This is a genomic window from Fictibacillus sp. 23RED33 (assembly GCF_015903925.1).
Taxonomy (GTDB): Bacteria; Bacillota; Bacilli; order Bacillales; family Fictibacillaceae; genus Fictibacillus; species Fictibacillus phosphorivorans.
In genome coordinates this window covers 1559382-1581156 of the sequence record NZ_JACZDX010000001.1, presented here as the reverse complement: position 1 = coordinate 1581156, position 21775 = coordinate 1559382, and the positions used below count along the sequence as shown (strand labels likewise).

Below are 21775 nucleotides of genomic sequence, written 5' to 3'. Positions count from 1 at the left end.
GAAGTTTATGTAAGAGATCTGATAAATTTATTCATTGGATCTCTTTTTTTTATTGGGTCTCGTCGATTCATTACGTTCCTTATAAAAGGGATCATTCGTGGACTTACTACAAACTTCCATTATAATAATGCTAACAAGCTTCTTTCTTAGGAGGAACAATGATGAGCGCTAAAAAAATTCTGATTGTTGAAGATGAGAAAAAGATAGCAAGAATCATTCAACTTGAACTTGAACACGAAGGATATGAAACGGAGACAGCAACAACGGGCATGGAAGGATTAGAAAAGTTTAAATCTGGTAAGTGGGATCTTATCCTACTCGACGTGATGCTGCCTGAGCTAAGTGGTTTGGAGGTTCTTAGAAGAATCAGAGCAACTGGTAGTCATATTCCAATCATTTTATTAACGGCCAGAGATGCCCTGCCAGATAAAGTGAGTGGGCTGGATCTTGGCGCAAACGATTATGTGACTAAACCGTTCGAAATTGAAGAACTGTTAGCTAGAATCCGTGCATTTCTCCGCATGAATCAACACTACACAGAAGATCAAGAAAGCGAAATGTTTGAGCTAGGTGAACTGACCGTTGATTTGAAAACAAGGGAAGTTAAGCGAGATTCTTCCTTAGTAGAGTTAACACCAAGGGAGTTTGATCTTCTTGTTTTCTTGATGAGAAATAAAAACCAGGTATTAAACCGTGACCAGATCTTATCTAAGGTATGGGGTTATGATTATTATGGCGATACCAATGTTGTAGATGTTTACATACGTTATCTGCGAAAGAAGATTGATTCTACTTTTTCACACCCCTATATTCATACGATTCGTGGAGTAGGCTACACGATGAAGGAGTAACCCATGAACATAAAAAATCGGATAACCTTGTTTTCAACGGTATGGCTTTTAATCATTCTACTTATCACGAATAGTGGCATTTATCTTTTGTTTCAAAAGAATCTATATGATAATGCTTTAGAAGGTTCAGAGACAAGAATGGAGAGCTTAACAGAAGCGGTTAAAACGTCATCTGAGACAAAAATGAACATGACACAGCTTTTGCGTGCCTACCTTCCTGCAGATTCAATGATTCGTATTATTACTAGTGATAACCGTGTAGCTGCTACTTCATCAAGAATCACTGATGACGATAAGCTTCAGGAAATCAAACATACCTATAGATCGAATCAATACAGTGATGTTAAGAAGTTAGACGGAATGATATATACGGTTTCTCAACACCCGGTCATTTGGACGGACGGAGAGGTTGTTTCTTTACAGTTGATCGAAAAAGAAGCATCCATTCCAAACACAATGCAGATCTTAAGAATCGTTTTAATCCTAGCTACATTACTCATTTTAATCCCCTCTTACTTGGGAGGGCGATTCTTGAGCCGGTTGATCTTAGTACCGATCAGCAACTTAACGCGAACGATGGAAGAAAACCAGAAGCGTGGGACGTATAAACGGATCACGATCAATAAGAAATCGAATGATGAGCTGAATAAGATGGCAAGAACGTTTAACCATATGATGGATCTTCTTGAAAACAACTACAAAAAGCAAGAACAGTTCGTATCTGATGCTTCACATGAACTGAGAACGCCGCTTACTGTAATTGAAAGCTATGCGAAAATGCTGAAGCGCTGGGGAGGAAGTCGGCCAGAAATTTTAGAAGAAGCTGTAGAAGCGATTCACTCAGAATCCATTCGGATGAAAGAGTTAACCCAGCAGATGCTAATTCTTGCAAGGGATGAATCGCAAGTGGATCTGAAACTTGAACAAACCGATTTGGTTGAAATGGCTAAAAATGCAACTAAGAATATGAACAAGGCGTACGAACGTGAAATACATGTTCAATCCAACATAAATGAAATCCATATAGAGTGTGATTCATTAAAACTTAAGCAAGTTCTTATCATCCTTTTAGATAACGCCATTAAGTATAGCTCGAAGTCAATTGAAGTGGAGTTAACCAAACAAGGAAACTCTGTCAGTATCTCCGTAACAGACTATGGAATCGGCATTCCTAAAGAAAATCTCGAAAAAGTCTATGATCGATTCTTTCGAGTAGATCAAGCTAGGAGCCGTGATACAGGTGGAGCGGGGCTAGGACTGTCCATCGCAAAACAAATCGTTTCTGCTCACCAAGGGAAGCTTCATCTGGTGAGTGAAGAAGGAAAGGGAACAACGGTTACAATGGAGATTCCTGTGAAACAGAGTTAATTCTCATCATTTTCTCATCTAATTCTTATGGAGCTTTCATTCTTACATGAGAAAATCCATGTAAAGGGGGAATACGTATGAACAAAAAAACAGCAATGATTTCTGGAATAATAGTCGTTATTCTCCTTCTTGTCTTCGGAACAAGAGAGTGGGTGAACGGAAACCAAGGTAGTACATTAGAAAAAGAGAAAATGAATCAAATCGTAAGCGCGAAATATCCAGGAGAGATTCTATCTACAGAATTAGCGAATAGAGAAGATACACGGCAATACAAAACAGTGTTGAAAAGTGAACAAGGTGTATATGTGATCTGGTCTGATGCGGTTTCTGGAGAAATTCTCGACATGAATCGAACAGAACATGAAGAAACTTCAGGAAAACGTATAACAAAGGATGAAGCAGAAAAAATAGCTGCCAAACACGGTGAAGTGATGTCTGCTGAATTTAATGAAGAAAACAAAGTCTATCTTGTTTCTGTCCAGAATGAAGGGAAAACTTATCGTTTGGAAATTAACGGGAACAATGGGGACATCAAGAGTAAAAACGAGGTTGAATCTAGAGATGAACCGGCTGAGCCAAAAACAAAAATAACAGAAGAAGAAGCTAGCCAAATCGCCCTAAAAGAAGTAAAAGGGACCATCACAGATATTGAGTTAGATGATGAAGACGGTGTGATCGTTTATGAAGTTGAGATTGAAACGAAAACGAAAGAAGCACAAGTAATCATAAATGCGTTTTCGGGTGAGGTAAACTCTGTAACGATGGAAACAAAAGATAATGACTAAGAATGCTCTAATCTAGAGCGTTCTTATTTTTTTGAGAAAAACACCAGCTTTTCTCATCGTTTTCTAATCTTCTCTTCTCTTTGTTCTCATTTTACCTGTCTATTATAAGGTTATAGTTAAAAACAAGGAGGAAACAACAAATGAAAAAACTAACAAAAATTATTGCAGGTACAGTATTAGTCGGTGGTATTGGAGTAGGAACATATACTTATGTAGAAAACACACCTAGCGCGTTTGCTGCTAAGAATGTAATTTCAGAGAAACAAGCAAAAGACATCGCTTTAGAAAAAACAAAAGGCGGAACAATTGCAGAGATGGAACTTGATCGAGATGGTCTAAAAGACAAGTATGAGATTGAGGTTCATAACGGAGACAAGGAATACGATCTTGATATTGCGGCTGAAACCGGTAAGATCTCTAAAATTGAAGAAGGTATGAAAGATCAAGATGACAACGACGATGATGGTGATGACGATAACAATAGTGGGGATGACAATGTTAGCTCGGATCGCGATGATCAGATAGATCCTGCAAAAATTAAAATCACTTCTGAACAAGCGCAGTCCATTGCACTGAAGAAAGTATCAGGAACTATAAAAGAAATGAGTCTTGATGATGATTATGTTTACGAGTTTGAGATTCAAAAAGACGGTAAGGATGTAGATGTCAACGTAGATGCTGTAACAGGTGAAGCTGTCGTTGATGAGAATGATAACAATTAATCACTTTAATCACCAGAATAAACGAGGCTGCCTAATAAAGGCGCCTCGTTTTTGAGTATGTAAGAATTTTATCAACTGTTTTTCTGTTCATTTCGTTCTCTGTGTTTTCAAGTAGAATTCACCATTTAAAACGCAAATACCCATGAGTAAAAAACAAGATAAACCCTTTAAATATCTAACTTTGTTAAGTTTTAAATTCGCTTAAATAAGGTAAAAATCTAAAAAATAATATATAATCTTGTAAGTATAGAGTTGTTCCTAGTAGTGCAAGTATATTCTCGAAGAGTATCTTGCGACTAAAATGGTCATTCTATGGATATTACATATTATTTGTATGATTTGAAAGGAGATTCATGGATGGATTCAATTTGGTTAGAGTACGGCTGGGCATTATTGATATTAATTGGACTAGAAGGTTTGTTATCTGCTGACAATGCCCTTGTACTAGCGGTTATCGCAAAACATTTACCTGAGGATGAGAAGAAACGGGCGATTAGTTATGGGATTCTTATGGCGTTCGTTTTCAGATTTGGTGCACTTTTTGCCATTTCATTCATCGCGAACGTTTGGCAGATACAGGCGATCGGAGCAGCTTATCTTTTATACCTCGGATTAAAGCATGTAATACAAGCTAAATTCGGTAAAGAGAATGAGAAGATCCAAGAAGAAGTAGAAGAAGAAGCAAAAGGTAAAGGTTTCTGGCCAACAGTTGGTAAGATCGCTATCGCTGATTTGGCGTTTGCGATCGATTCAATTCTAGCAGCCGTTGCATTGGCACTAGGACTTCCAGATTCACCTCTTGGCGACTTCGGTGGTATGGATGGTGGACAATTCATAGTTGTTGTTCTCGGAGGAATTGCGGGTCTGGTCTTAATTAAGTATGCAGCAACTTGGTTTGTTCAGTTACTAGATCAACGACCAGCTTTAGAAACAACAGCTTATGCGATTGTTGCATGGGTAGGTGTAAAACTTGCGGTCATTACACTTGCTCATAATGATATTGGAGTATTAGATCACGATTTTCCACATAGTACGGTTTGGACGATTATCTTCTATGGTGTGTTAGTGGGTATTGCGGTAATCGGATGGTTTGCACCTGCTAAAAAGTCCGGTAACGTAACTGACTCTTCAAATTAATAAGGTTCAATGTGGTGTACCATTTCATATGTGTACACCATTTTTTTATCTAAATCAAACATATTTCAGTCAAAGTGCATTCATAGAAGGAATGCACTTTTTTATATGGAAAGTATAGTGTTGTAAAAAAAGAAATGGTATTTGATTTAGGGGTGTAGAGAAAATGAGTTTAATTGCAAGTAATGTGTTCTTAATTTTTTCTATCTTTTCAATAGTGATGTGTTTTTATTTTACCTTGTCCTATTTTTATTATTTGAAATTAAATGATCATCGCACCATCAAGCAAACAAAATTTGCAGCAGTTATATCCTTGGCGCTTGGTTTTGTTTTCCCAACCGTGATTTTATGGAGTTAAAAACAACCTAAAAATTGCAGGGAGATCAAATCAGCTGATGCTAGATGTTCAATACAATGATTAACCATCAGCTACTACTAAAGAAACGATGAATAATCGAAAAAACACACATTAAAGGAAGTGGAAACTTTGGAAGCAACTGAAATTTTAAAAGTGAATAAACAAAGGTGGGAGGTATCAGCCGAACGCTTTTTTGGTAGAACGGCACTTCCGGAATATGGACCTTTTGCTTTTAATGAAAAACAACTAAAGTTATTTGGCTTAATAAAAGGTAATAAGGTGTTGGATATAGGGTGTGGCAGTGGCCATTCACTGCAATATATGGGTAGAGAAGGTGCCAAAGAATTATGGGGACTAGATTTGTGTACGAAGCAGATTGAGACAGCTAGAAACCTTTTACACGATCAACAAGTAGAGGTTACATTGATAGAATCACCTATGGAGGAGAACCCGGGATTACCAAACAATTATTTCGATATGGTTTATTCAATCTATGCTTTGGGCTGGACAACAAATTTAAGTCTTACGTTCGCAAATATTTATAGTTATCTCAAACCAGGCGGCGTTTTAATTTTCAGCTGGGAACATCCTCTTCATGATCGGTTGAAATACGAAGAGGAACAGTCTACGTTCATATTTAACAAATCTTATGTGAATGAAGGCCCGGAATATAATGAAGGTTGGCAGAATTTAGCTGTCATTCATCATAGAAAATTAAGCACTTACATAAATGCTTTAATCGAAGCAGGTTTTATGATAGAAAAAGTAATAGATGATGTTTACTTACCTGAAGAGCCCTCGGAGAATCCGTCCAGATGGTATTCCACTCAAAAAGCAAACCTTGTTCCTGCAACATTTATAATAAAAGCGTCAAAAAAGTAAAAAGCATTTCAAAGGAGTTCACCAATGACTAGATGGAAACCTCATGAATTTACTACAGAGAATAGATTACATGTTGCAAATGAGATCTTTGAAACGCTATTAAGAAAGTATGGAGAACGTTTGATTTCTGTCGCGGTTGAAGGATCAACAGCTAAGGGAACCGATCGTCCCCAGTCTGACTTGGAGTTACGAGTGGTAGTAAAGGGCAAAGAAAGTGAATGGTACCCTTTCTTTTATAAAGGAATGTTCGTAGGTATTAGTTTTAATACGGTTGAGAAAATTCATTCTAAAGCCAGAAGCATAGACTATGAATGGTGCGTTAAAGGTGATGTATTGTTCACGTGTAAAATCATTTATGATCCGACAAATCTATATGATTCGCTAAAAAAATTAGCTGTGGAAACTGAGTTGCATACAAATTTCAATGTTTTAATGAAAGATGCTCTTGCGGATATGTATGAACATGTATATAAAGTCTTTACTTTAAAGGATACAGACATTATCATTGCAGCACACGAGGCACGCCAAATCGCCTATTGGGCAACCATGTTGGTTGGATTAAAAAATAATCACAAATTCTTATCGAGCAGATCCATGTACGAAGAATCATTTAAACTGCCTAGTTTGCCGAACCATTATGAAATGAACATTAAAGAAGTATTATCCTTACATACAGATGTACAAAAACTAAAAAGCTTTGTTGGTGACTTATGGAGCTCTACAGCTGAATGGGCAGAAATGCATGGTATCAGCCTTAAAGAGGATCGTTTATCATTCTTATAAATGACGGCTTTTTTAATATGTTTAACGCAAGATTCTTATAGATAAACGGAAATTTCAATGGAGATGAGACTGTGAAACCACGAGTTACGGTCATTACTTTAGGCGTTGAAAACTTAGAGAGATCGCTACAGTTTTATCGGGATGGTTTAGGGTTCTCGACTAAAGGAATTATAGGTAAAGAGTTTGAGCATGGAGCTGTTGCTTTCTTTGACTTGCAACAGGGATTAAAGCTTGCCATTTGGAACCGCAAAGATTTGGCACATGAGGCTAAGGTTTTAGGTGGAAAACCAAACCCTACTGAATTTACTCTCGGTCATAATGTTGGAAGTATAGCAGAGGTTGATAAGGTCATGGAAGCAGCGGAACGTGCAGGAGCCATCATAACAGATCCAGCTCACGAAACGTTTTGGGGTGGATATTCTGGTCACTTTCAAGATCCAGATGGACACTTGTGGGAAGTCTTTTGGAACCCTGATTGGGAAATTTTAGATTGAAAATTTAATGTTGAATGAAGGAATAAAATGAATGTGACATCTTGGAAAGGAGAACGCATATGACCAGTTTTGTAGATAGTCCCAACGGTATTTTTCCATCGGTCTGTTCTTTAGACTGTCCCGATCAGTGTGGGTTGCTCCTCCATAAAGAAAACGGAAAAATTGTAAAAGTGGAAGGTGATCCGGATCATCCGGTCACGAAGGGCTTTATTTGTAATAAAGTTCGAAATATGACTGAACGCCTATATGATGAAAAGCGTTTAGAATATCCAATGAAGCGTGTTGGAGCGAAAGGTGAAGGACATTTTGAACAAATCAGCTGGGATGAAGCGATTAACACCATCACTGCGAGATGGAAGAACTTGCTTCAAAAAGACGGTGCAGAGAGCATTCTACCTTATAGCTTTTATGGGAATATGGGTAATCTTGCTGCTGAAGGAATGGACCGTCGTTTTTTTCATAGACTAGGAGCTTCAGAGCTTGATCGAAGCATCTGTAACTCAGCAGGGGCAGCCGGTTACAAGTATACGATGGGCGGCAGCTATGGAATTGATCCTGAAGATACGATTCATTCCAAACTGTTCATTTTCTGGGGTATTAACGCTGTTAGTACGAATATGCATCAAGTATCACTTGCACAACAAGCACGTAAACAAAATGGAGCGAAGATTGTTGTCATTGACGTCCATAAAAACCAAACTGCTAAATTTGCAGACTGGTTCATCCCTATTTTACCAGGAACCGATACTGCTCTTGCATTAGGCTTGATGCATATTCTATTTGCTGAGAACATGGTGGATCATTCATTTTTGAAACAGTACACCGTTGGATCTGAAGAGCTCCGTGAACATGTTGAACAATATGACCCTATTACAGTTTCAAGCATCACGGGAATACCAGTAGAGGATATACTGAAGCTTGCTCGGATGTATGGCCAAACGTCTCCTGCGTTTCTACGGATTGGAAACGGTTCACAGCATCACGATAATGGCGGTATGTTTGTGAGAACGGTATCTTGTTTGCCGGCTTTAACAGGTCAATGGGCTGTTAAAGGTGGAGGGGCGATCAAAGGAAATTCGGCTTATCTCGCGTTCAACACTGATACCCTGCAACGGCCGGATCTGCAACCTAACAAAAACACGCGTGTAATAAACATGAATCTGCTTGGAGAAGCATTGCTTGCTTTAGATCCTCCCATCAAATCACTTTTTGTATATGGGACGAATCCTGCTGTGGTTGCACCTGCAGGGAATAAGGTTCGTAAAGGATTAGAACGAGAAGACCTATTTACGGTGGTACATGATTTGTTTTTAACAGAGACGGCATTGTATGCAGACATTGTATTACCAGCTACGTCTTCTTTTGAGAATACAGATTTTTACACGTCGTACTGGCACCATTACATTCAGCTTCAACAGCCTGTGATTGAAGCTTACGGAGAATCGAAGTCTAATGTAGAGGTGTTTCGATTACTTGCTAAAGGCATGGATTTTACTGAGAATGCATTTGATGATACAGAAGAAGAACTAATTGACCAAGCATTAGATTCAACAGAGAATCCCTATATTCATAGAATAAACTTTGACGTATTGGATAAAAAACAATATGTAAAGGCAGAGGTGGAATTTCCAACTAAGCTTCCAACACCGAGCGGAAAAATAGAACTGTATTCTGAGAAGATGAAACAGGACGGCTATCCAGCGCTGCCGACATATATCCCTTTGATTAATGATTCTGATCATCCTCTTCAATTTATTGCAGCACCGAACCATAATTTTTTAAACTCAACGTTTGCAAATCAAGACAAACATGTGCGACTTGAAAAAGAACCTGTAATTGTTATGAATCAGTTTGACGCTGATCTGGCAGGAGTAAAAGATGGCCAAAAGGTACGAGTGTGGAATGAGCAAGGAGAATGTGTACTAAAAGCGAGCGTTGGTGATAATGTTCTACGGGGTGTAGCTGTTACTCAAGGTCTTTGGGGAGCAGATGATGATACGAAGCATCTAGTCAATTCTCTCACCCCTGATCGCATAGCAGATATGGGTGGGGGAGCAACCTTTTTTTCAGGGAGAGTTAGCGTTAATAAACTCTGATAATAAGACTGTCTAAAATTAAGAAAGCTCTTCTTCACTAATGAAGAAGAGCTTTCGACTTTATTAAAGAGTGAATTTAATCATCACAATCTTCAATCTCTGTTTCTGATGAGATACCGGATGTGAAGGTAGTACTGAAGGAATCACCAGCTTGGTTTGTAGCAAGAATGTTCCACGTTGCTGTGCTGCCAGAACGAGTAAAACCGATGAACACGTCAAAGAGCCCTTGAATGGTAGACGATCCTGTAGCAATAGCTGTTCCTTCCAATGTCGCTCCTCTTTCACCGATACAAGAGAACCTAATTCTTCTACCTTGAGCCAAGTTAAAGGTAAATGTTGCGCCCGAGAATGAGATACTAAAGTTGTCAACCGTCGGATCACATCTCTCTCTTCTGCCATAACATTGATTCGCTGTAACATTTATGTTACCGGTAACAGTTGAAGGGACGCCCTGATTCACTACATTTGCAGTAGCTGGGGCACTAGATCCTCGTACACCAAGTCTGAACTTACATGGACAATTTGTTGCACGACAACTGAAATCAATGTCAATAGATGAGGAAACAGTTTGGCCGGCAACGATTGCTGTTCCGCTAACTACAGTTGACGTTAAGGCTGTACCTGGTGGAACGGTGATATTGGTTGTGAAATTACCGGAAGCGTTTGTAGTTGCGGAAGGTATAGTGGCGACTGCTTCAGGGAATTGAGTAAAGGTAACAGTTACACCTGATTGAGGTACTCCGCCACATAATAAAGTACCAGATAATACACCGGAACAATCAATCTCTGATGCAGATGATAATGTTAGGGCACAAGTATTCGCACATTGGCCAGAAACAGATATCGTTGTACTCAATGTTTGAGTACCTATTGTAGCTGAGGCTGTAATATTTGCAACTTGGGAAGGAGTATTAGGTGCGATATTTAACCCCGCTGCAACATCACCTTGTGAATCCGTAACGTCAGATGTTGGGTTGAGAGTAAAGTTTGGATTATCACTACTAAAGTCAACCGTTACACCTTCGACAGGTACTCCTCCACACGTTACCACTGCAAAGACATTACCCGTACAATCAATGCTTTCACCGGATGCTGTTAATTCGATTGAACATTGTGAGGAAGGACACATGACCATGCAGTTGTCTATAGCTGAAACAGTCTCGCCATTTATTACAGTTGTACCAATAATATTAGCGGGAGTTTCAGGTGTACCTTCTGGAATATTTACTTCTACAAGGATTCTACCAGATGAATCAGTTATTGCTGGATTTGGCGTATATGTTAAACCGGCAGCGATATCATCTGTAAAAGTAACTGGAGCTCCGGCTACTGGGATACCATTGCATGTTACAGTCCCGCTAATAAAACCAGTACAAACAATAACGGCTTCAGATTGAAGAGTTAAGTTCCCGCCTGTACTTGGTCTTAAATCAATTCCCGCAATACACTCACAATCAATTATTTGGGATCTTCCTAAAGGATCAATTCCTCTAACGCAATGATCGATAACATCTATAAAAGTTAGATTAAAAAGACCACCACGATCTGTGACAATAATAATGCTTCTTCCACTAGGAATCTCTTTTAAACACCCACATATGCAATGTCCCTTGTTTGTCATCAGAATTTTTCTCCTTTGAACTTTTTTTAGCATTTTAGTATATGAAAGGAAATTTTTCATGTATAGGTAAATATCTCAAAAATGTTGCCATCTGAAAAACTCTTTCTAAGTTGGGAAAAACAATAAGCGACACCTGTCTTTACAAGGCCTTTTCGACTACGATTTTCCCAAGTTCATAATCAAATATTATAGGTATAATTAACCATATAGGACTGATTTTTATAGTTCTTTTTTATTATGTAATTGTATTTTATAGAGAAAGGGTTGAAGAGTTTGAAGCACTTGATATTACCGAATAAGCTATTATCACAATGGCATCCTACAAAAAATCATGGAATTGAACCGTGCCAGACTAGTTTTGGCAGTTATGAATACATATGGTGGGTTTGTTCAAAAGGGCATGAATGGGGAGCGACTATTCGGGAGCGCTATAAGAAGAATTTGGAATGTTCGGATTGTGTAAGAGAAGAAAGAGCGTTAAAACGATCGTATCAGTTTGAAGAAGTTAAAAGTGAAACGTTAGCAGCCGCAGATCCTGAGCTATGTCAGCAGTGGCATCCGACTCTGAACAAAAATCTTACCACTGCGGATGTTGACAGCAAGGAAGATTGGCCACGGAGGTGGTGGATTTGCAAAAGAGGACATGAGTGGGAAGAAACCGTGATTGATCGAGTACATAATTCTAAAAGTGTATGTGTGTATTGTTCAGACAAAAAGGCGTATGAAAAGAACTGTTTGGCGACGATCCACCCCGAACTTGTAAAAGAATGGTCTAGAGTGAACAATGGGAAAAGTCCACATGATGTCGTGTATAACTCAAACGAGGAAGTGGCATGGGTATGCGAAAAAGGGCATGTTTGGCGAGAGAGAATTCGTAAAAGAATTAAAAATAAATCGCGATGTCCAGAGTGTGTGAAAATCGAGCAATCACTTTTCAATATGTTTCCTGAGATTGCAGCAGAGTGGCATCCAGATCGTAATGGTACAATGTTCGGGGTTCATAAAACACCTAAAGATGTTTCCGTTACGTCATACAACAATGTTTGGTGGCGATGTAGGAAATGTGGTGACGAATACACAGCAAGGGTGAAGGATCGTGTGAAGGGAGTCGGGTGTAATTCTTGTTCTTCATAGCTTGTAGACACTAGTAATCGTAACGACAATTTGATTGTCTGCTTAAGCAATGATAAGTAGAAAAGAGAAGCCTCTTGATTTAGAGGCTTCTCTTTTTGTTGAGTAACTATTTTCTTTTAGTTATTGTGGACACTTGGGTAAACCCCATCAATTTCGTCTTGTCTTTCTTTCTTCATCCATTGAAAGAATACATATCCTAACGCCACTCCATAGACCACTTCTTGAATAATCTTCATGAGCACTCCACCGAGATGCTGATCTTCTACTAAAGATAAAGGCATAATCATATCATAAAAATTTTCTGGCATGTGAGTTCCTGGCATTACGCATAATCCCATAACCTTTGCCCAAAATTCCGGATTAGAATATGTAGCATAAAGGGGATGTGACGAGAAAATAATGAGTGCGCATGCAGGTGTTAATAATAAGCCGCTTCCAAAGATATAACCGGTCTTTTGAAGATTTGAAAGACGGTTTGACTGCAGCATGATATACCATGTCATCAGTGAAGTTAAAAACAAGACAATATTGTAGAGATGATGTAAGTGGTAGTTAACCATCATAAAGTCGAACACTTGTGGTAGGTGATAGATTGAGAACAAAGCATTAAAAGCAATCAATGAAAATAAAGGGTCTTTACACAACCTTACAACTCTATTAGATCTTATAACGTTTGGTATGGCTTGGAAGAGCCATCTTGGCATTCCGTAAATGATAAGTGGAGGTGCAATGATAAAGCAGATAGCCATCTGAGTCATATGAACACTAAAGAAAATATGCCCTAAAAAATATAAAGGTCCACCAAATCCTAGATATGCTAATAATAGACCAATAAAAAAAACGATCTTTTTAACAGGGTGAACTTTAGTGCTGCCTGTAAAATCTTTCTTGTACGGACCTGTTGCGATTAAATACAACACATAGATCATCAAAAAGAAAAACAGTAGTTGCAAGTCCCATAAATTTCTTAGTTCAATATTACTCCGTATCAATTCCCACATGTTGGTCCTCCAGATTAGAACACTATTTCGTATAGTAAATTAAATCATACTTCATAAAACTAATCATCACTCAATGGAGGGATTTTGATAGAAAAAGATTCGATTACTCACCCATAATGGTGATGGCATTTATTAAAGAATGTGGCAACATGATAATAAGTGTAGAAAAGGTGAGTGAAAAAATGACGTATACCCAGATAAAATGGCTGATCTTATTATTACCGACTTTCTCGATTGGATTGTGGGAATACTTTAGGCATACATTCTTACTTCCCTATTTATCTATGGAGGTGGGGAATCTATTATCTCCAGTAATAGTCTTTGCCATTACTATCGTGTTTTTATTGAAACTTTTTGACAAGCTCGAACAGATCCAACAAGAACTTAATGAGGAAAAAGCAGAGTTATCTGCACTACAAGAAAGAACTAAAATATCAAAAGAGCTTCATGACGGAATCGCACAGTCCCTTTTTTTCTTATCGGTTAAATTAAACAAGCTTGGAAAGCAGGCAGATCTAGATAACAACGTTCACTTTATTAAAATGAAGAAAACCTTACATCATATCCATCAAGATGTGAGACAGGCAATTAATAATTTACGTTTTCCCCCCGTTGAAACGAATTTCAATTGGACAAATACCCTGCTCTCGCATATTAAAGAAATGGAAAGTGAACATAGTCTAAATGTTGATTTGAACTGGCATGTCAATGAATCTCTTTTATCTACAAAAGACAAAATTGAACTGTTTGCTTGTATAAAAGAAGCTCTAATGAATGTAGTGAAGCACGCTAGCACAAAACAAGTATGGATCGATGCGCAAGAGCTTGAGGACGGATGGTTTTGCCTCATCAAGAATAAGACAAATACAACTGATTTAGTAACGAATCCAAACGGCTATGGACTCCAAATTGTTGAGGATCGAGTACAAGCTATGAATAGTAGATTAGACATTACCATTGAAAATGGAGAATTGCGTATTCTAATTACGAAGGAGAATTAACTCATGGAAAAGCGCAACAGATTATTGCTAGTGGATGATCACCAGCATGCACGAGAAGGTATTCAAGATTTACTAGAAGACTACAGTGAATTTGAAATCATCGGACAAGCTAAAAACGGAGCAGAGGCAGTGGAGCTAGCGGGAACATTAAGCCCTGACTTAATCCTCATGGATATTAGGATGCCTGTTATGGATGGGTTGGAAGCAACAAAAATAATCAAATACAAATATCCTTCCATAAAAATAGTAATGATGACCGTTTCAGATGACATTACAGATCTTTTTGAAGCTGTAAAGCGAGGAGCACAAGGGTACCTTCTTAAAAACTTGAACTCCAGTGAATGGTACAGCTACTTACGAGCATTCGCAGTTGATGAGGCTCCTATGTCACAAAAAATGGCTTTTAAAATATTGAATGAATTCACACAAGAAAAAGTAGAAGAAGAAAAGACACCATTATCTGCACGTGAAAAAGAGATTTTGCAGTTAGTTGCACAAGGTAAATCAAATCGAATGATTGCTGAAAACCTTTCAATCTCAGAGCATACCGTAAAAAGTCATCTAAAGAACATCCTTGGTAAACTTCATCTGGATAATCGAGTTCAACTTACAAGCTACGCATTCAACAAAGGATGGATTGAAAGAAATTAACACATAGGAGAGAATAGTATGTTTCTTACCAATGAAGAAGCACTGGTTAGACTGAAAAAGACAGGGAATAAACTCACAATGGCGAGGGGGAATTTTCTAAACTTCTTACAGTCGAATCAAAAAGTTACAAAAGAAGAAGTTATGTCTTATTTTGCTAGAAAGTATTCTAACATTACCCCTATTACCATCCAAAATACACTTAGGGTATTTGAGGAAGCAAATATCATTACTTTGTATGAAGCAAATGAAAATACATTTATTCAGCTTAACGATAAGAATGATAATGAAGAAAGCAGAAAACCATTCTGCTTCTGTATGGTATGTGGCAAAAAGACTGAATTAGAGCCTATGATGATTAGAGATATTAAGAAAGCTCTTAATACAAATTATTTTCTTATTCAAAATAAATGTAAGAATTGCGGTAACGTAAATTAATGTTTTTGATGTAATAGTGAAATCTTACTATGTTCAGGCATACTCCAAATAAGAGTATGCTTTACATAGATAAATATTGTGAAATTGTGAACAATCTATTTCGATATTGTTAACTCTATAGGCAGTACAAATTTTGTATTATATACTTTGCCTGAAGAACTCGTACATTCATACACTATCATGTGAAATACTTCACAAACTATAAAGTTCATTATTAACAGCTATTTTAAACTGCTTAATACAGAAGATTACTGTAAAAGTAAAAGGAGGAAGTACTTTGTTTGATTATGATCCAGTTTTATATAGTAGGATTTTGACAGGTTTGACACTTGCTTTTCACACCATATTTTCTACGCTTGGTGTTGGAATACCACTCCTCATTGCTTTAGCAGAGTGGATAGGAATACGTCGTAAAGATGAGCATTACCATCTGTTGGCAAGAAGATGGGCTAGAGGATACATTATTACAGTTGCGGTAGGAGTTGTAACAGGTACAGCAATCGCTCTTCAATTAAGTCTATTATGGCCAAAATTTATGCAAGTAGCGGGACAAACGATTAGTCTTCCGTTGTTCTTGGAGACATTTGCGTTTTTCTTTGAAGCCATTTTTTTAGGTATTTACTTGTATACTTGGGATCGTTTTAAAAATAGGTTGTATCATCTCTTATTACTGATTCCTGTAGCGCTAGGAGCAACATTATCCGGTTTCTTTATCACAACTGTAAATGCATTTATGAATGCACCTCTTGGCTTCAAGCTAGAAAATGGTGTTTTGACGGGGATTAACCCAGTGTTAGCCATGTTTAATCCGGCAACTCCGACAAAGATGGCTCATGTGCTATCATCTGCTTATTTGACATCAGCTTGTGTAATAGCAGCCATAACCGCATTTATGATTTTAAAAGGGAAACAGCATGTCTACTACAAAAAAGCATTACACCTTTCTATGACTGTAGCATTTGTTTGTGCATTAAGCACAGCAGTTATAGGAGACTTGTCAGGAAAATATTTAGCTGAATATCAGCCGGAAAAACTGGCTGCGGCCGAGTGGCACTTTGAAACAACGAAGGAAGCTTCGCTCATTTTGGGTGGCATTTTAGATGAGAACAACGATGTGAAATATGCTCTTGAGATTCCTTATGCCTTAAGTATTCTCGCTCATGCAACACCAGATGCAGAAGTAATCGGACTTGAAGAGTATCCTAAAGAAGAATGGCCGCCTTTGATTGTTCATTACTTCTTTGATCTTATGGTAGGAATCGGTATGTTTCTTGCAATCATTTCTTTTATCTACGTTTTTATGAAGTGGAGAAAGAAGGCTAATGAGCTAAATAGACCACTTTTATGGTTCATAGTTAGTAGTGGACCTCTCGCGATGCTTGCGATCGAAGCTGGATGGTTCTTTACAGAAGAAGGAAGGCAGCCTTGGATATTAAGAGGCTATATGACTACAGCAGAGGGAGCTACTTCTTCAGGTTATGTAGATATTATGTTGTATTTGTTTATTGGATTATATTTGATTTTAGCCATTTCAGCAGTAACCGTTCTACGTAGAACCTTTAAAGCAAATCCGGCTGAACGTGAACTAGATAAACGGGGAATGGAATAGGAGGAGAGTATGATGAACTTTGAAATCCTTGGAATCACGGTTCTCTGGACATTCTTATATGGATATCTTATTGTTGCATCTATTGATTTTGGTGCTGGATTCTTTAATTATTATTCAACCGTTACGGGCCGTGCCCCTATCGTGAAAAAAGTGATTAATCGTTATCTATCACCTGTTTGGGAGGTCACTAACGTTTTTTTAATCTTCTTTTACGTGGGACTGATTGGGTTTTTCCCTTCACTTGCGTTCTATTATGGAACAGCCCTTTTAGTTCCTGGTAGCATTGCAATCATATTAATTTCGCTGAGGGGAGCATATTACGCTTTTCATCACTATGGACATCGTGAAAGCAGCTGGTATCAGTTTTTATATGGAGCAACTGGACTATTAATCCCTGCTTCTCTTTCCGTTGTACTCACCATTTCAGAAGGCGGATTTATTAATGCTGAGGCTAACAATGTTCGTTTGGAGTATGCAGACTTATTTTCAAGCTCTTATGCATGGTCTGTTGTATTTTTAGCAATTGTAAGTGTTCTGTATATATCAGCTTGCTTTTTAACCTACTATTCATACAAAGCAAACGACCATGGTGCATTTCAGCTTTTGAGAAAATATGCATTGTTTTGGAGCCTACCAACTATACTTGCTAGCTTGCTCGTATTTTTATCGATGAGGGTGCACAACCCTGACCATTTTTACAAAATGCTAGACTTGTCATGGTTGTTTGCTCTATCGTTCTTATTTTTCACAGGAGCTGTGTTTTTAATTTGGAAGAAGAAAAAACTGGGTAGTGCTTTCATTTTAGTCATGCTTCAATTTGCTGCAGCGTTCTATGGATATGGAGCCGCGCATTTGCCTTATGTGTTATACCCGTATGTAACAATCTATTCCGGGTTTACGAATGAAACAATGGCTATTGCGCTAACTATCGCGTTCATCGCTGGGTTGGTACTGTTAGTGCCTTCACTATATTTATTATTACGTCTATTTTTATTCAATAATGATTATGTGAAGGGTAAAAAATAGGAGGGTCATCTATGCATACATTCTTAATAATGGTTGCACCGGTTTTAATAATTGTCTTTACTCTAGCGGGTCTGTTTGTTTGGGGAGCATTCGGAAAGTCTCCTTACGAAAAATAGTCTCTAAACTTAATCGTTACAATCAAGCATCGTAAAGGAGTTAGCGATGAAACAAATTAGGAAAATGGCATTTGAACAGAAAAAGTGGATTAGGCGAATTTCTCTTTATGCAGTGTTAACTGGTTTGGCGATGGTTTTACAAGCCTATTATTTTGTAAATGTGGTGGAATCGGTATTTTTGAAAAGTGCCTCATTTACAGATGTTATTTCTGACTTGATAATCTTGCTCACAGTATCGTTCATACGAGTACTTGTTATGTATAGGGGTAGAAAATCAGGAATCTCTTTAGCATTGGATGTTAAGAACAAACTTAGATCTGACCTTTTGAAGAAACTATCCAATAACCCTATACAGACTTCACTTAGTGGACAGACAGGCAGAAAAGTTAATATGGTTCTGGACGCAGTCGATGAAATGACTCCGTATTTTAGTGTGTATATACCGCAGATGCTACAAACGATTATCATTCCTTTGATTATTTTGATTGCTGTGTTTTCTCAACATATGATATCAGGCTTTATTCTACTAATCACGGCTCCATTTATTCCATTGGCTATGGCGCTGACAGGAATGAAAACAAAACAAAAGTCAGAAGAACAACTTGAAAAGCTATCTATGTTTTCAGGACACTTTCTAGATGTACTTCAAGGACTAGTAACACTAAAGTTATATGGGCGTTCAAAAGTACAAAAATTAGAAATCGAAAAAAGCAGCATTGAAATTCGCGATGCTTCTATGAAGGTCCTTAAGATAGCCTTTCTTTCTGCTCTTTCACTGGAGTTCATTTCCATGCTAAGTATAGGGTTGATCGCGTTTGAATTAGGACTTCAAATAGTCGTTTTTAAATCAGTATTATTTTCAGCAGCTTTCTTCATCTTGATCCTTGTTCCTGATTTTTACTTATTACTAAAAGAATACGGAAGTGCTTTTCATGCTGGTAAGGGAAGCAGTGGAGCAGCAAAGGTGATTTTTAGTGAGCTTGAGAAAGAAGAACAAGGTGTCAAATGGGGGAAGCACCCTTTCCATGGTTCGTCTCTAAACATTTCTCTTGAAAATACTACATTTTCATATGCTGAAAGTTCTTTTTCACTGAAATCTATAAATATGGAAATACATTCGCATCAAAAAATAGCAATAGTTGGTCCGAATGGGTCTGGAAAAACAACACTTCTTCATATACTCGGCGGCCTGTTAGAAGCAGATGAAGGAAAGGTGTTGATTAATGGAAAGGAACGAAATCGTTATGATGAAAAAAGTTGGTTTGAACAGATAAGTTATATTTCTCAAAGTCCCTATATATTTTCAGGTACGATAGCTGAAAACATATCGATCGGCAGCAGTAAAAAAGTAGATATGGTAGAAATTAGAGCAGCTGCAGAGAGTACAGGGTTATCTTCAATGATTGAATCATTAGAATCTGGTTACAACACGATCATAGGTGAAGGTGGTCGAGGTCTATCAGGTGGAGAGAAACAAAGACTTGCTTTGGCAAGAGCGTTTGTGAAAAGACCAAAGTTCATTCTTTTTGATGAACCTACTACAGGTCTGGATCTGATGACAGAAAGTATCCTGCAGCAATCTATAAATGAGCTTGGAGAGAACGCCACCATCGTTACTGTAGCTCATAGATTAAACACAATAATAGATGCAGACCAAATTTATTTTATACAAAACGGAAAACTTATGGCGCGAGGTACACATGATGAATTAATCATGCAGAGCGACTCTTACCGAGAAATGATTACTATAAGTAGGAAGGAGGCAGTAACATGAAAGACTTAGCTCACATAATTCAAATAATGTGGAGAGAGAAGAAAGATATCTGGTTAACAATTCTTTTTGGTTTTTTGGCGGGAATGCTTGGTTTTTCTATGTTTGCTTCTAGTGGTTATTTAATTTCTAAAGCCGCTCTGCTTCCTCCGCTGTATACATTAACAGTTATGTTAGGACTCTTAAAGTTGATAAGTATTTCAAGAGCTTTAAGTAGGTATGTTGAACGTTTAGTTTCACACCGAGGAACATTTTCTATTTTAAAAGAAATAAGATCTTCCTTTTTTGAAAAAGTCGAGCGATCAATTCCTAGTATTTTGAATAAATACAAAAGTGGAGATCTTTTGGCAAGAATTGTCGGAGATGTAGAGAGCATGCAAAATTTCTTTCTTCGAGTGGTTTACCCACCTATTGTTTTTATTCTTGTTTTTTTGAGTGCCATATTCTTTATGTCGTTTTATTCAGGGTATATGTCACTTTCCCTCTTGATAGGGATGATCGTTTCAGGAATTATTGTTCCGGGATTTTTTGCTTGGACTCAAAAAAAGAAGGAATCTAATATAAGAAATACGAGAAATGAGTTTTCAACAGAGGTTACAGAATTTCTCTACGGATTTAGAGACTTGAAAATGTACGGTATAAATGAGGAGAAAGCAGCGAATCTACAGACTCTTTCAAGGGACTTAACGAACGAACAAGCTCATATCGACAACCGATCAAATTGGACTCAATCCATTAATTATGCTGTATCAGCATTGATAAGCTGCTGTGTATTAGCAACAGGTGCATATGAGGTAGCACAAGGTAATCTTGATGGGATTTATCTAGCAATGCTTGTAATGATTTCATTGAATGTATTTGAATATGCTGTACCTATGGCGGCATTTCCTGTCTATGCAGAAGAAAGTAGAAGGGCAGCTTCGCGTCTTCATGAAACTGTTAACAAGGAACCTGAGAAGGAAGTAAGCGATATTGAAATTAGCAATTTGTCACATTCTATTGAACTAAAAAATGTGAAGCTTTATTTTGAGCCTGTAATTCCTATCTTGGATAATATATCAATTTCGTTTGCAGCAGGTTCAAAAACAGCTATTGTAGGTCCTTCTGGTTCTGGAAAATCCACTTTGCTTATGCTGCTTATGAAATTGTACAGTCCTGATAAAGGAGAAATTACTGTAAACGGAAATCCCATTCAAGAAATAGAGAGCGAAAGCTTATGGCGAAATATGAGTATTGTTTTACAGGAGAACCATTTCTTTTTTGGAACAATTCGTGAAAATTTACTAATATCTAATGAAAATGCAACAGATAATGAAATGGAATCAGCTCTCCTTGATGTTGGGTTGCAATATAAGAATCTCAATGAAAGGATACAAGAAAAAGGAAGTAATCTATCAGGCGGTGAAAAGCAAAAACTTGCGATTGCTCGAGTGCTTTTGCGTTCTAGTGGGTTATGGCTTTTAGATGAACCTATGTCTTCTATAGACATGTTAGCCGAACAAAGTATATTAAATAAAATTTTTGAGAAGGCAAGAAATGATACGGTCATACTTATAAGTCATAAGTTAAAAAATCTTGAGCAAATGGATCAGATTATTGTAATGGATAGTGGTAGGATTGTTGAGGCGGGATCATTCGAGCAACTCTTGTCAAGAAAGGGCTATTTTTATCAATTAAGAGAAATAGAGAAAAATGTTATAGTGTAAGAATTGAATTGTAAGTTCTAACAAAGATATTTTAATACATGGATTGCAATATTTAAAAAATGGGCAACCTTTTCGAAAGATTTTTCAAGAAAAGGGTTTGTCCATTTTTCTTATTTAACATTTAAATATCACCCATTGGAGGGATGGCAATAAAAAATGTGTCGCTTATACTCGTAGTTGGGCTGAATAATACAAAAATTGTAACTTTATGCAGCTTGAAACAGCGGATTT

The 21775-nt window shown here is 37.6% G+C and carries 20 protein-coding genes; 18 read left to right on the top strand and 2 right to left on the bottom strand.

Going from position 1 to position 21775, the window contains the following annotated elements; all coding sequences use genetic code 11:
* The first annotated feature begins 161 nt into the window (after positions 1 to 161).
* From IHV09_RS08120 to IHV09_RS08080, 9 genes are all read left to right on the top strand, one after another.
* Complete coding sequence (locus tag IHV09_RS08120; protein WP_197191741.1) at positions 162 to 851, top strand: response regulator transcription factor; 690 nt, start codon at positions 162 to 164, stop codon at positions 849 to 851.
* Positions 852 to 854: 3 nt separating this feature from the next.
* A complete protein-coding gene (locus IHV09_RS08115; RefSeq protein ID WP_197191742.1) occupies positions 855 to 2219 on the top strand; it encodes a sensor histidine kinase in 1365 nt (454 codons plus the stop codon).
* 77 nt (positions 2220 to 2296) lie between these two features.
* On the top strand, positions 2297 to 3004 hold the full coding sequence (locus tag IHV09_RS08110) for a PepSY domain-containing protein (protein ID WP_197191743.1): 708 nt from the start codon (positions 2297 to 2299) through the stop codon (positions 3002 to 3004).
* Between the two features lie 140 nt (positions 3005 to 3144).
* Positions 3145 to 3726: a PepSY domain-containing protein gene (locus IHV09_RS08105; protein WP_197191744.1), complete on the top strand. Its 582-nt coding sequence runs from the start codon at positions 3145 to 3147 to the stop codon at positions 3724 to 3726.
* A gap of 357 nt (positions 3727 to 4083) precedes the next feature.
* A complete protein-coding gene (locus tag IHV09_RS08100; protein ID WP_197264066.1) occupies positions 4084 to 4863 on the top strand; it encodes a TerC family protein in 780 nt (259 codons plus the stop codon).
* Positions 4864 to 5347: 484 nt separating this feature from the next.
* Positions 5348 to 6100, top strand: a complete 753-nt coding sequence (locus tag IHV09_RS08095) for a class I SAM-dependent methyltransferase (RefSeq protein ID WP_197264065.1) — start codon at positions 5348 to 5350, stop codon at positions 6098 to 6100.
* 24 nt (positions 6101 to 6124) lie between these two features.
* Positions 6125 to 6883, top strand: a complete 759-nt coding sequence (locus tag IHV09_RS08090) for a kanamycin nucleotidyltransferase C-terminal domain-containing protein (RefSeq protein ID WP_197264064.1) — start codon at positions 6125 to 6127, stop codon at positions 6881 to 6883.
* A 71-nt stretch (positions 6884 to 6954) separates the two neighbouring features.
* Positions 6955 to 7377: a VOC family protein gene (locus tag IHV09_RS08085; protein ID WP_197264063.1), complete on the top strand. Its 423-nt coding sequence runs from the start codon at positions 6955 to 6957 to the stop codon at positions 7375 to 7377.
* Between the two features lie 59 nt (positions 7378 to 7436).
* Positions 7437 to 9473: a molybdopterin-dependent oxidoreductase gene (locus IHV09_RS08080; protein WP_197264062.1), complete on the top strand. Its 2037-nt coding sequence runs from the start codon at positions 7437 to 7439 to the stop codon at positions 9471 to 9473.
* A gap of 76 nt (positions 9474 to 9549) precedes the next feature.
* On the opposite strand, the gene IHV09_RS08075 is transcribed toward IHV09_RS08080, so the two are convergent.
* Positions 9550 to 11094, bottom strand: a complete 1545-nt coding sequence (locus IHV09_RS08075) for a hypothetical protein (RefSeq protein WP_197264061.1) — start codon at positions 11092 to 11094, stop codon at positions 9550 to 9552.
* Positions 11095 to 11367: 273 nt separating this feature from the next.
* Between IHV09_RS08075 and IHV09_RS08070 the strand changes: the two genes are divergently transcribed.
* Complete coding sequence (locus tag IHV09_RS08070; RefSeq protein WP_197264060.1) at positions 11368 to 12228, top strand: zinc-ribbon domain-containing protein; 861 nt, start codon at positions 11368 to 11370, stop codon at positions 12226 to 12228.
* 116 nt (positions 12229 to 12344) lie between these two features.
* Here the strand turns inward: IHV09_RS08070 and ctaG are convergent, their stop codons facing one another.
* Positions 12345 to 13229 carry a cytochrome c oxidase assembly factor CtaG gene (gene ctaG / locus IHV09_RS08065; RefSeq protein WP_197264059.1) on the bottom strand — a complete coding sequence of 295 codons (885 nt, stop codon included), beginning with the start codon at positions 13227 to 13229 and terminating at the stop codon, positions 12345 to 12347.
* A gap of 182 nt (positions 13230 to 13411) precedes the next feature.
* Here ctaG and IHV09_RS08060 point away from each other — a divergent pair, with 182 nt between their 5' ends.
* From IHV09_RS08060 to cydC, 8 genes are all read left to right on the top strand, one after another.
* Positions 13412 to 14230, top strand: a complete 819-nt coding sequence (locus IHV09_RS08060; RefSeq protein WP_197264058.1) for a sensor histidine kinase — start codon at positions 13412 to 13414, stop codon at positions 14228 to 14230.
* 3 nt (positions 14231 to 14233) lie between these two features.
* Positions 14234 to 14881 carry a response regulator gene (locus IHV09_RS08055; RefSeq protein ID WP_197264057.1) on the top strand — a complete coding sequence of 216 codons (648 nt, stop codon included), beginning with the start codon at positions 14234 to 14236 and terminating at the stop codon, positions 14879 to 14881.
* Between the two features lie 18 nt (positions 14882 to 14899).
* Positions 14900 to 15316: a transcriptional repressor gene (locus tag IHV09_RS08050; RefSeq protein ID WP_197191754.1), complete on the top strand. Its 417-nt coding sequence runs from the start codon at positions 14900 to 14902 to the stop codon at positions 15314 to 15316.
* Between the two features lie 277 nt (positions 15317 to 15593).
* Positions 15594 to 16925 (top strand): cytochrome ubiquinol oxidase subunit I, encoded by a 1332-nt coding sequence (locus IHV09_RS08045; protein ID WP_197264056.1) that lies wholly within the window; start codon positions 15594 to 15596, stop codon positions 16923 to 16925.
* A 12-nt stretch (positions 16926 to 16937) separates the two neighbouring features.
* Positions 16938 to 17951, top strand: coding sequence for a cytochrome d ubiquinol oxidase subunit II (locus tag IHV09_RS08040; protein WP_197191827.1), 1014 nt, complete (start codon positions 16938 to 16940; stop codon positions 17949 to 17951).
* A gap of 11 nt (positions 17952 to 17962) precedes the next feature.
* Positions 17963 to 18067, top strand: coding sequence for a cytochrome bd oxidase small subunit CydS (gene cydS / locus IHV09_RS22865; RefSeq protein WP_425590179.1), 105 nt, complete (start codon positions 17963 to 17965; stop codon positions 18065 to 18067).
* A gap of 46 nt (positions 18068 to 18113) precedes the next feature.
* Positions 18114 to 19841 (top strand): thiol reductant ABC exporter subunit CydD, encoded by a 1728-nt coding sequence (gene cydD, locus IHV09_RS08035; RefSeq protein ID WP_197191756.1) that lies wholly within the window; start codon positions 18114 to 18116, stop codon positions 19839 to 19841.
* A complete protein-coding gene (gene cydC / locus IHV09_RS08030; RefSeq protein WP_197191757.1) occupies positions 19838 to 21544 on the top strand; it encodes a thiol reductant ABC exporter subunit CydC in 1707 nt (568 codons plus the stop codon). The genes cydD and cydC overlap by 4 nt, the downstream gene beginning before the upstream one ends.
* The last annotated feature ends 231 nt before the right edge of the window (positions 21545 to 21775 follow it).

What these genes read in the sequence shown, in the direction of transcription:
- IHV09_RS08120 (WP_197191741.1), top strand. Translation starts at nt 162, where the DNA reads ATGAGCGCTAAAAAAATTCTGATTGTTGAAGATGAGAAAAAGATAGCA.
- IHV09_RS08115 (WP_197191742.1), top strand. Translation starts at nt 855, where the DNA reads ATGAACATAAAAAATCGGATAACCTTGTTTTCAACGGTATGGCTTTTA.
- IHV09_RS08110 (WP_197191743.1), top strand. Translation starts at nt 2,297, where the DNA reads ATGAACAAAAAAACAGCAATGATTTCTGGAATAATAGTCGTTATTCTC.
- IHV09_RS08105 (WP_197191744.1), top strand. Translation starts at nt 3,145, where the DNA reads ATGAAAAAACTAACAAAAATTATTGCAGGTACAGTATTAGTCGGTGGT.
- IHV09_RS08100 (WP_197264066.1), top strand. Translation starts at nt 4,084, where the DNA reads ATGGATTCAATTTGGTTAGAGTACGGCTGGGCATTATTGATATTAATT.
- IHV09_RS08090 (WP_197264064.1), top strand. Translation starts at nt 6,125, where the DNA reads ATGACTAGATGGAAACCTCATGAATTTACTACAGAGAATAGATTACAT.
- IHV09_RS08080 (WP_197264062.1), top strand. Translation starts at nt 7,437, where the DNA reads ATGACCAGTTTTGTAGATAGTCCCAACGGTATTTTTCCATCGGTCTGT.
- IHV09_RS08075 (WP_197264061.1), bottom strand. Translation starts at nt 11,094, where the DNA reads ATGACAAACAAGGGACATTGCATATGTGGGTGTTTAAAAGAGATTCCT.
- ctaG (WP_197264059.1), bottom strand. Translation starts at nt 13,229, where the DNA reads ATGTGGGAATTGATACGGAGTAATATTGAACTAAGAAATTTATGGGAC.
- IHV09_RS08060 (WP_197264058.1), top strand. Translation starts at nt 13,412, where the DNA reads ATGACGTATACCCAGATAAAATGGCTGATCTTATTATTACCGACTTTC.
- IHV09_RS08055 (WP_197264057.1), top strand. Translation starts at nt 14,234, where the DNA reads ATGGAAAAGCGCAACAGATTATTGCTAGTGGATGATCACCAGCATGCA.
- IHV09_RS08050 (WP_197191754.1), top strand. Translation starts at nt 14,900, where the DNA reads ATGTTTCTTACCAATGAAGAAGCACTGGTTAGACTGAAAAAGACAGGG.
- IHV09_RS08040 (WP_197191827.1), top strand. Translation starts at nt 16,938, where the DNA reads ATGAACTTTGAAATCCTTGGAATCACGGTTCTCTGGACATTCTTATAT.
- cydS (WP_425590179.1), top strand. Translation starts at nt 17,963, where the DNA reads ATGCATACATTCTTAATAATGGTTGCACCGGTTTTAATAATTGTCTTT.
- cydD (WP_197191756.1), top strand. Translation starts at nt 18,114, where the DNA reads ATGAAACAAATTAGGAAAATGGCATTTGAACAGAAAAAGTGGATTAGG.
- cydC (WP_197191757.1), top strand. Translation starts at nt 19,838, where the DNA reads ATGAAAGACTTAGCTCACATAATTCAAATAATGTGGAGAGAGAAGAAA.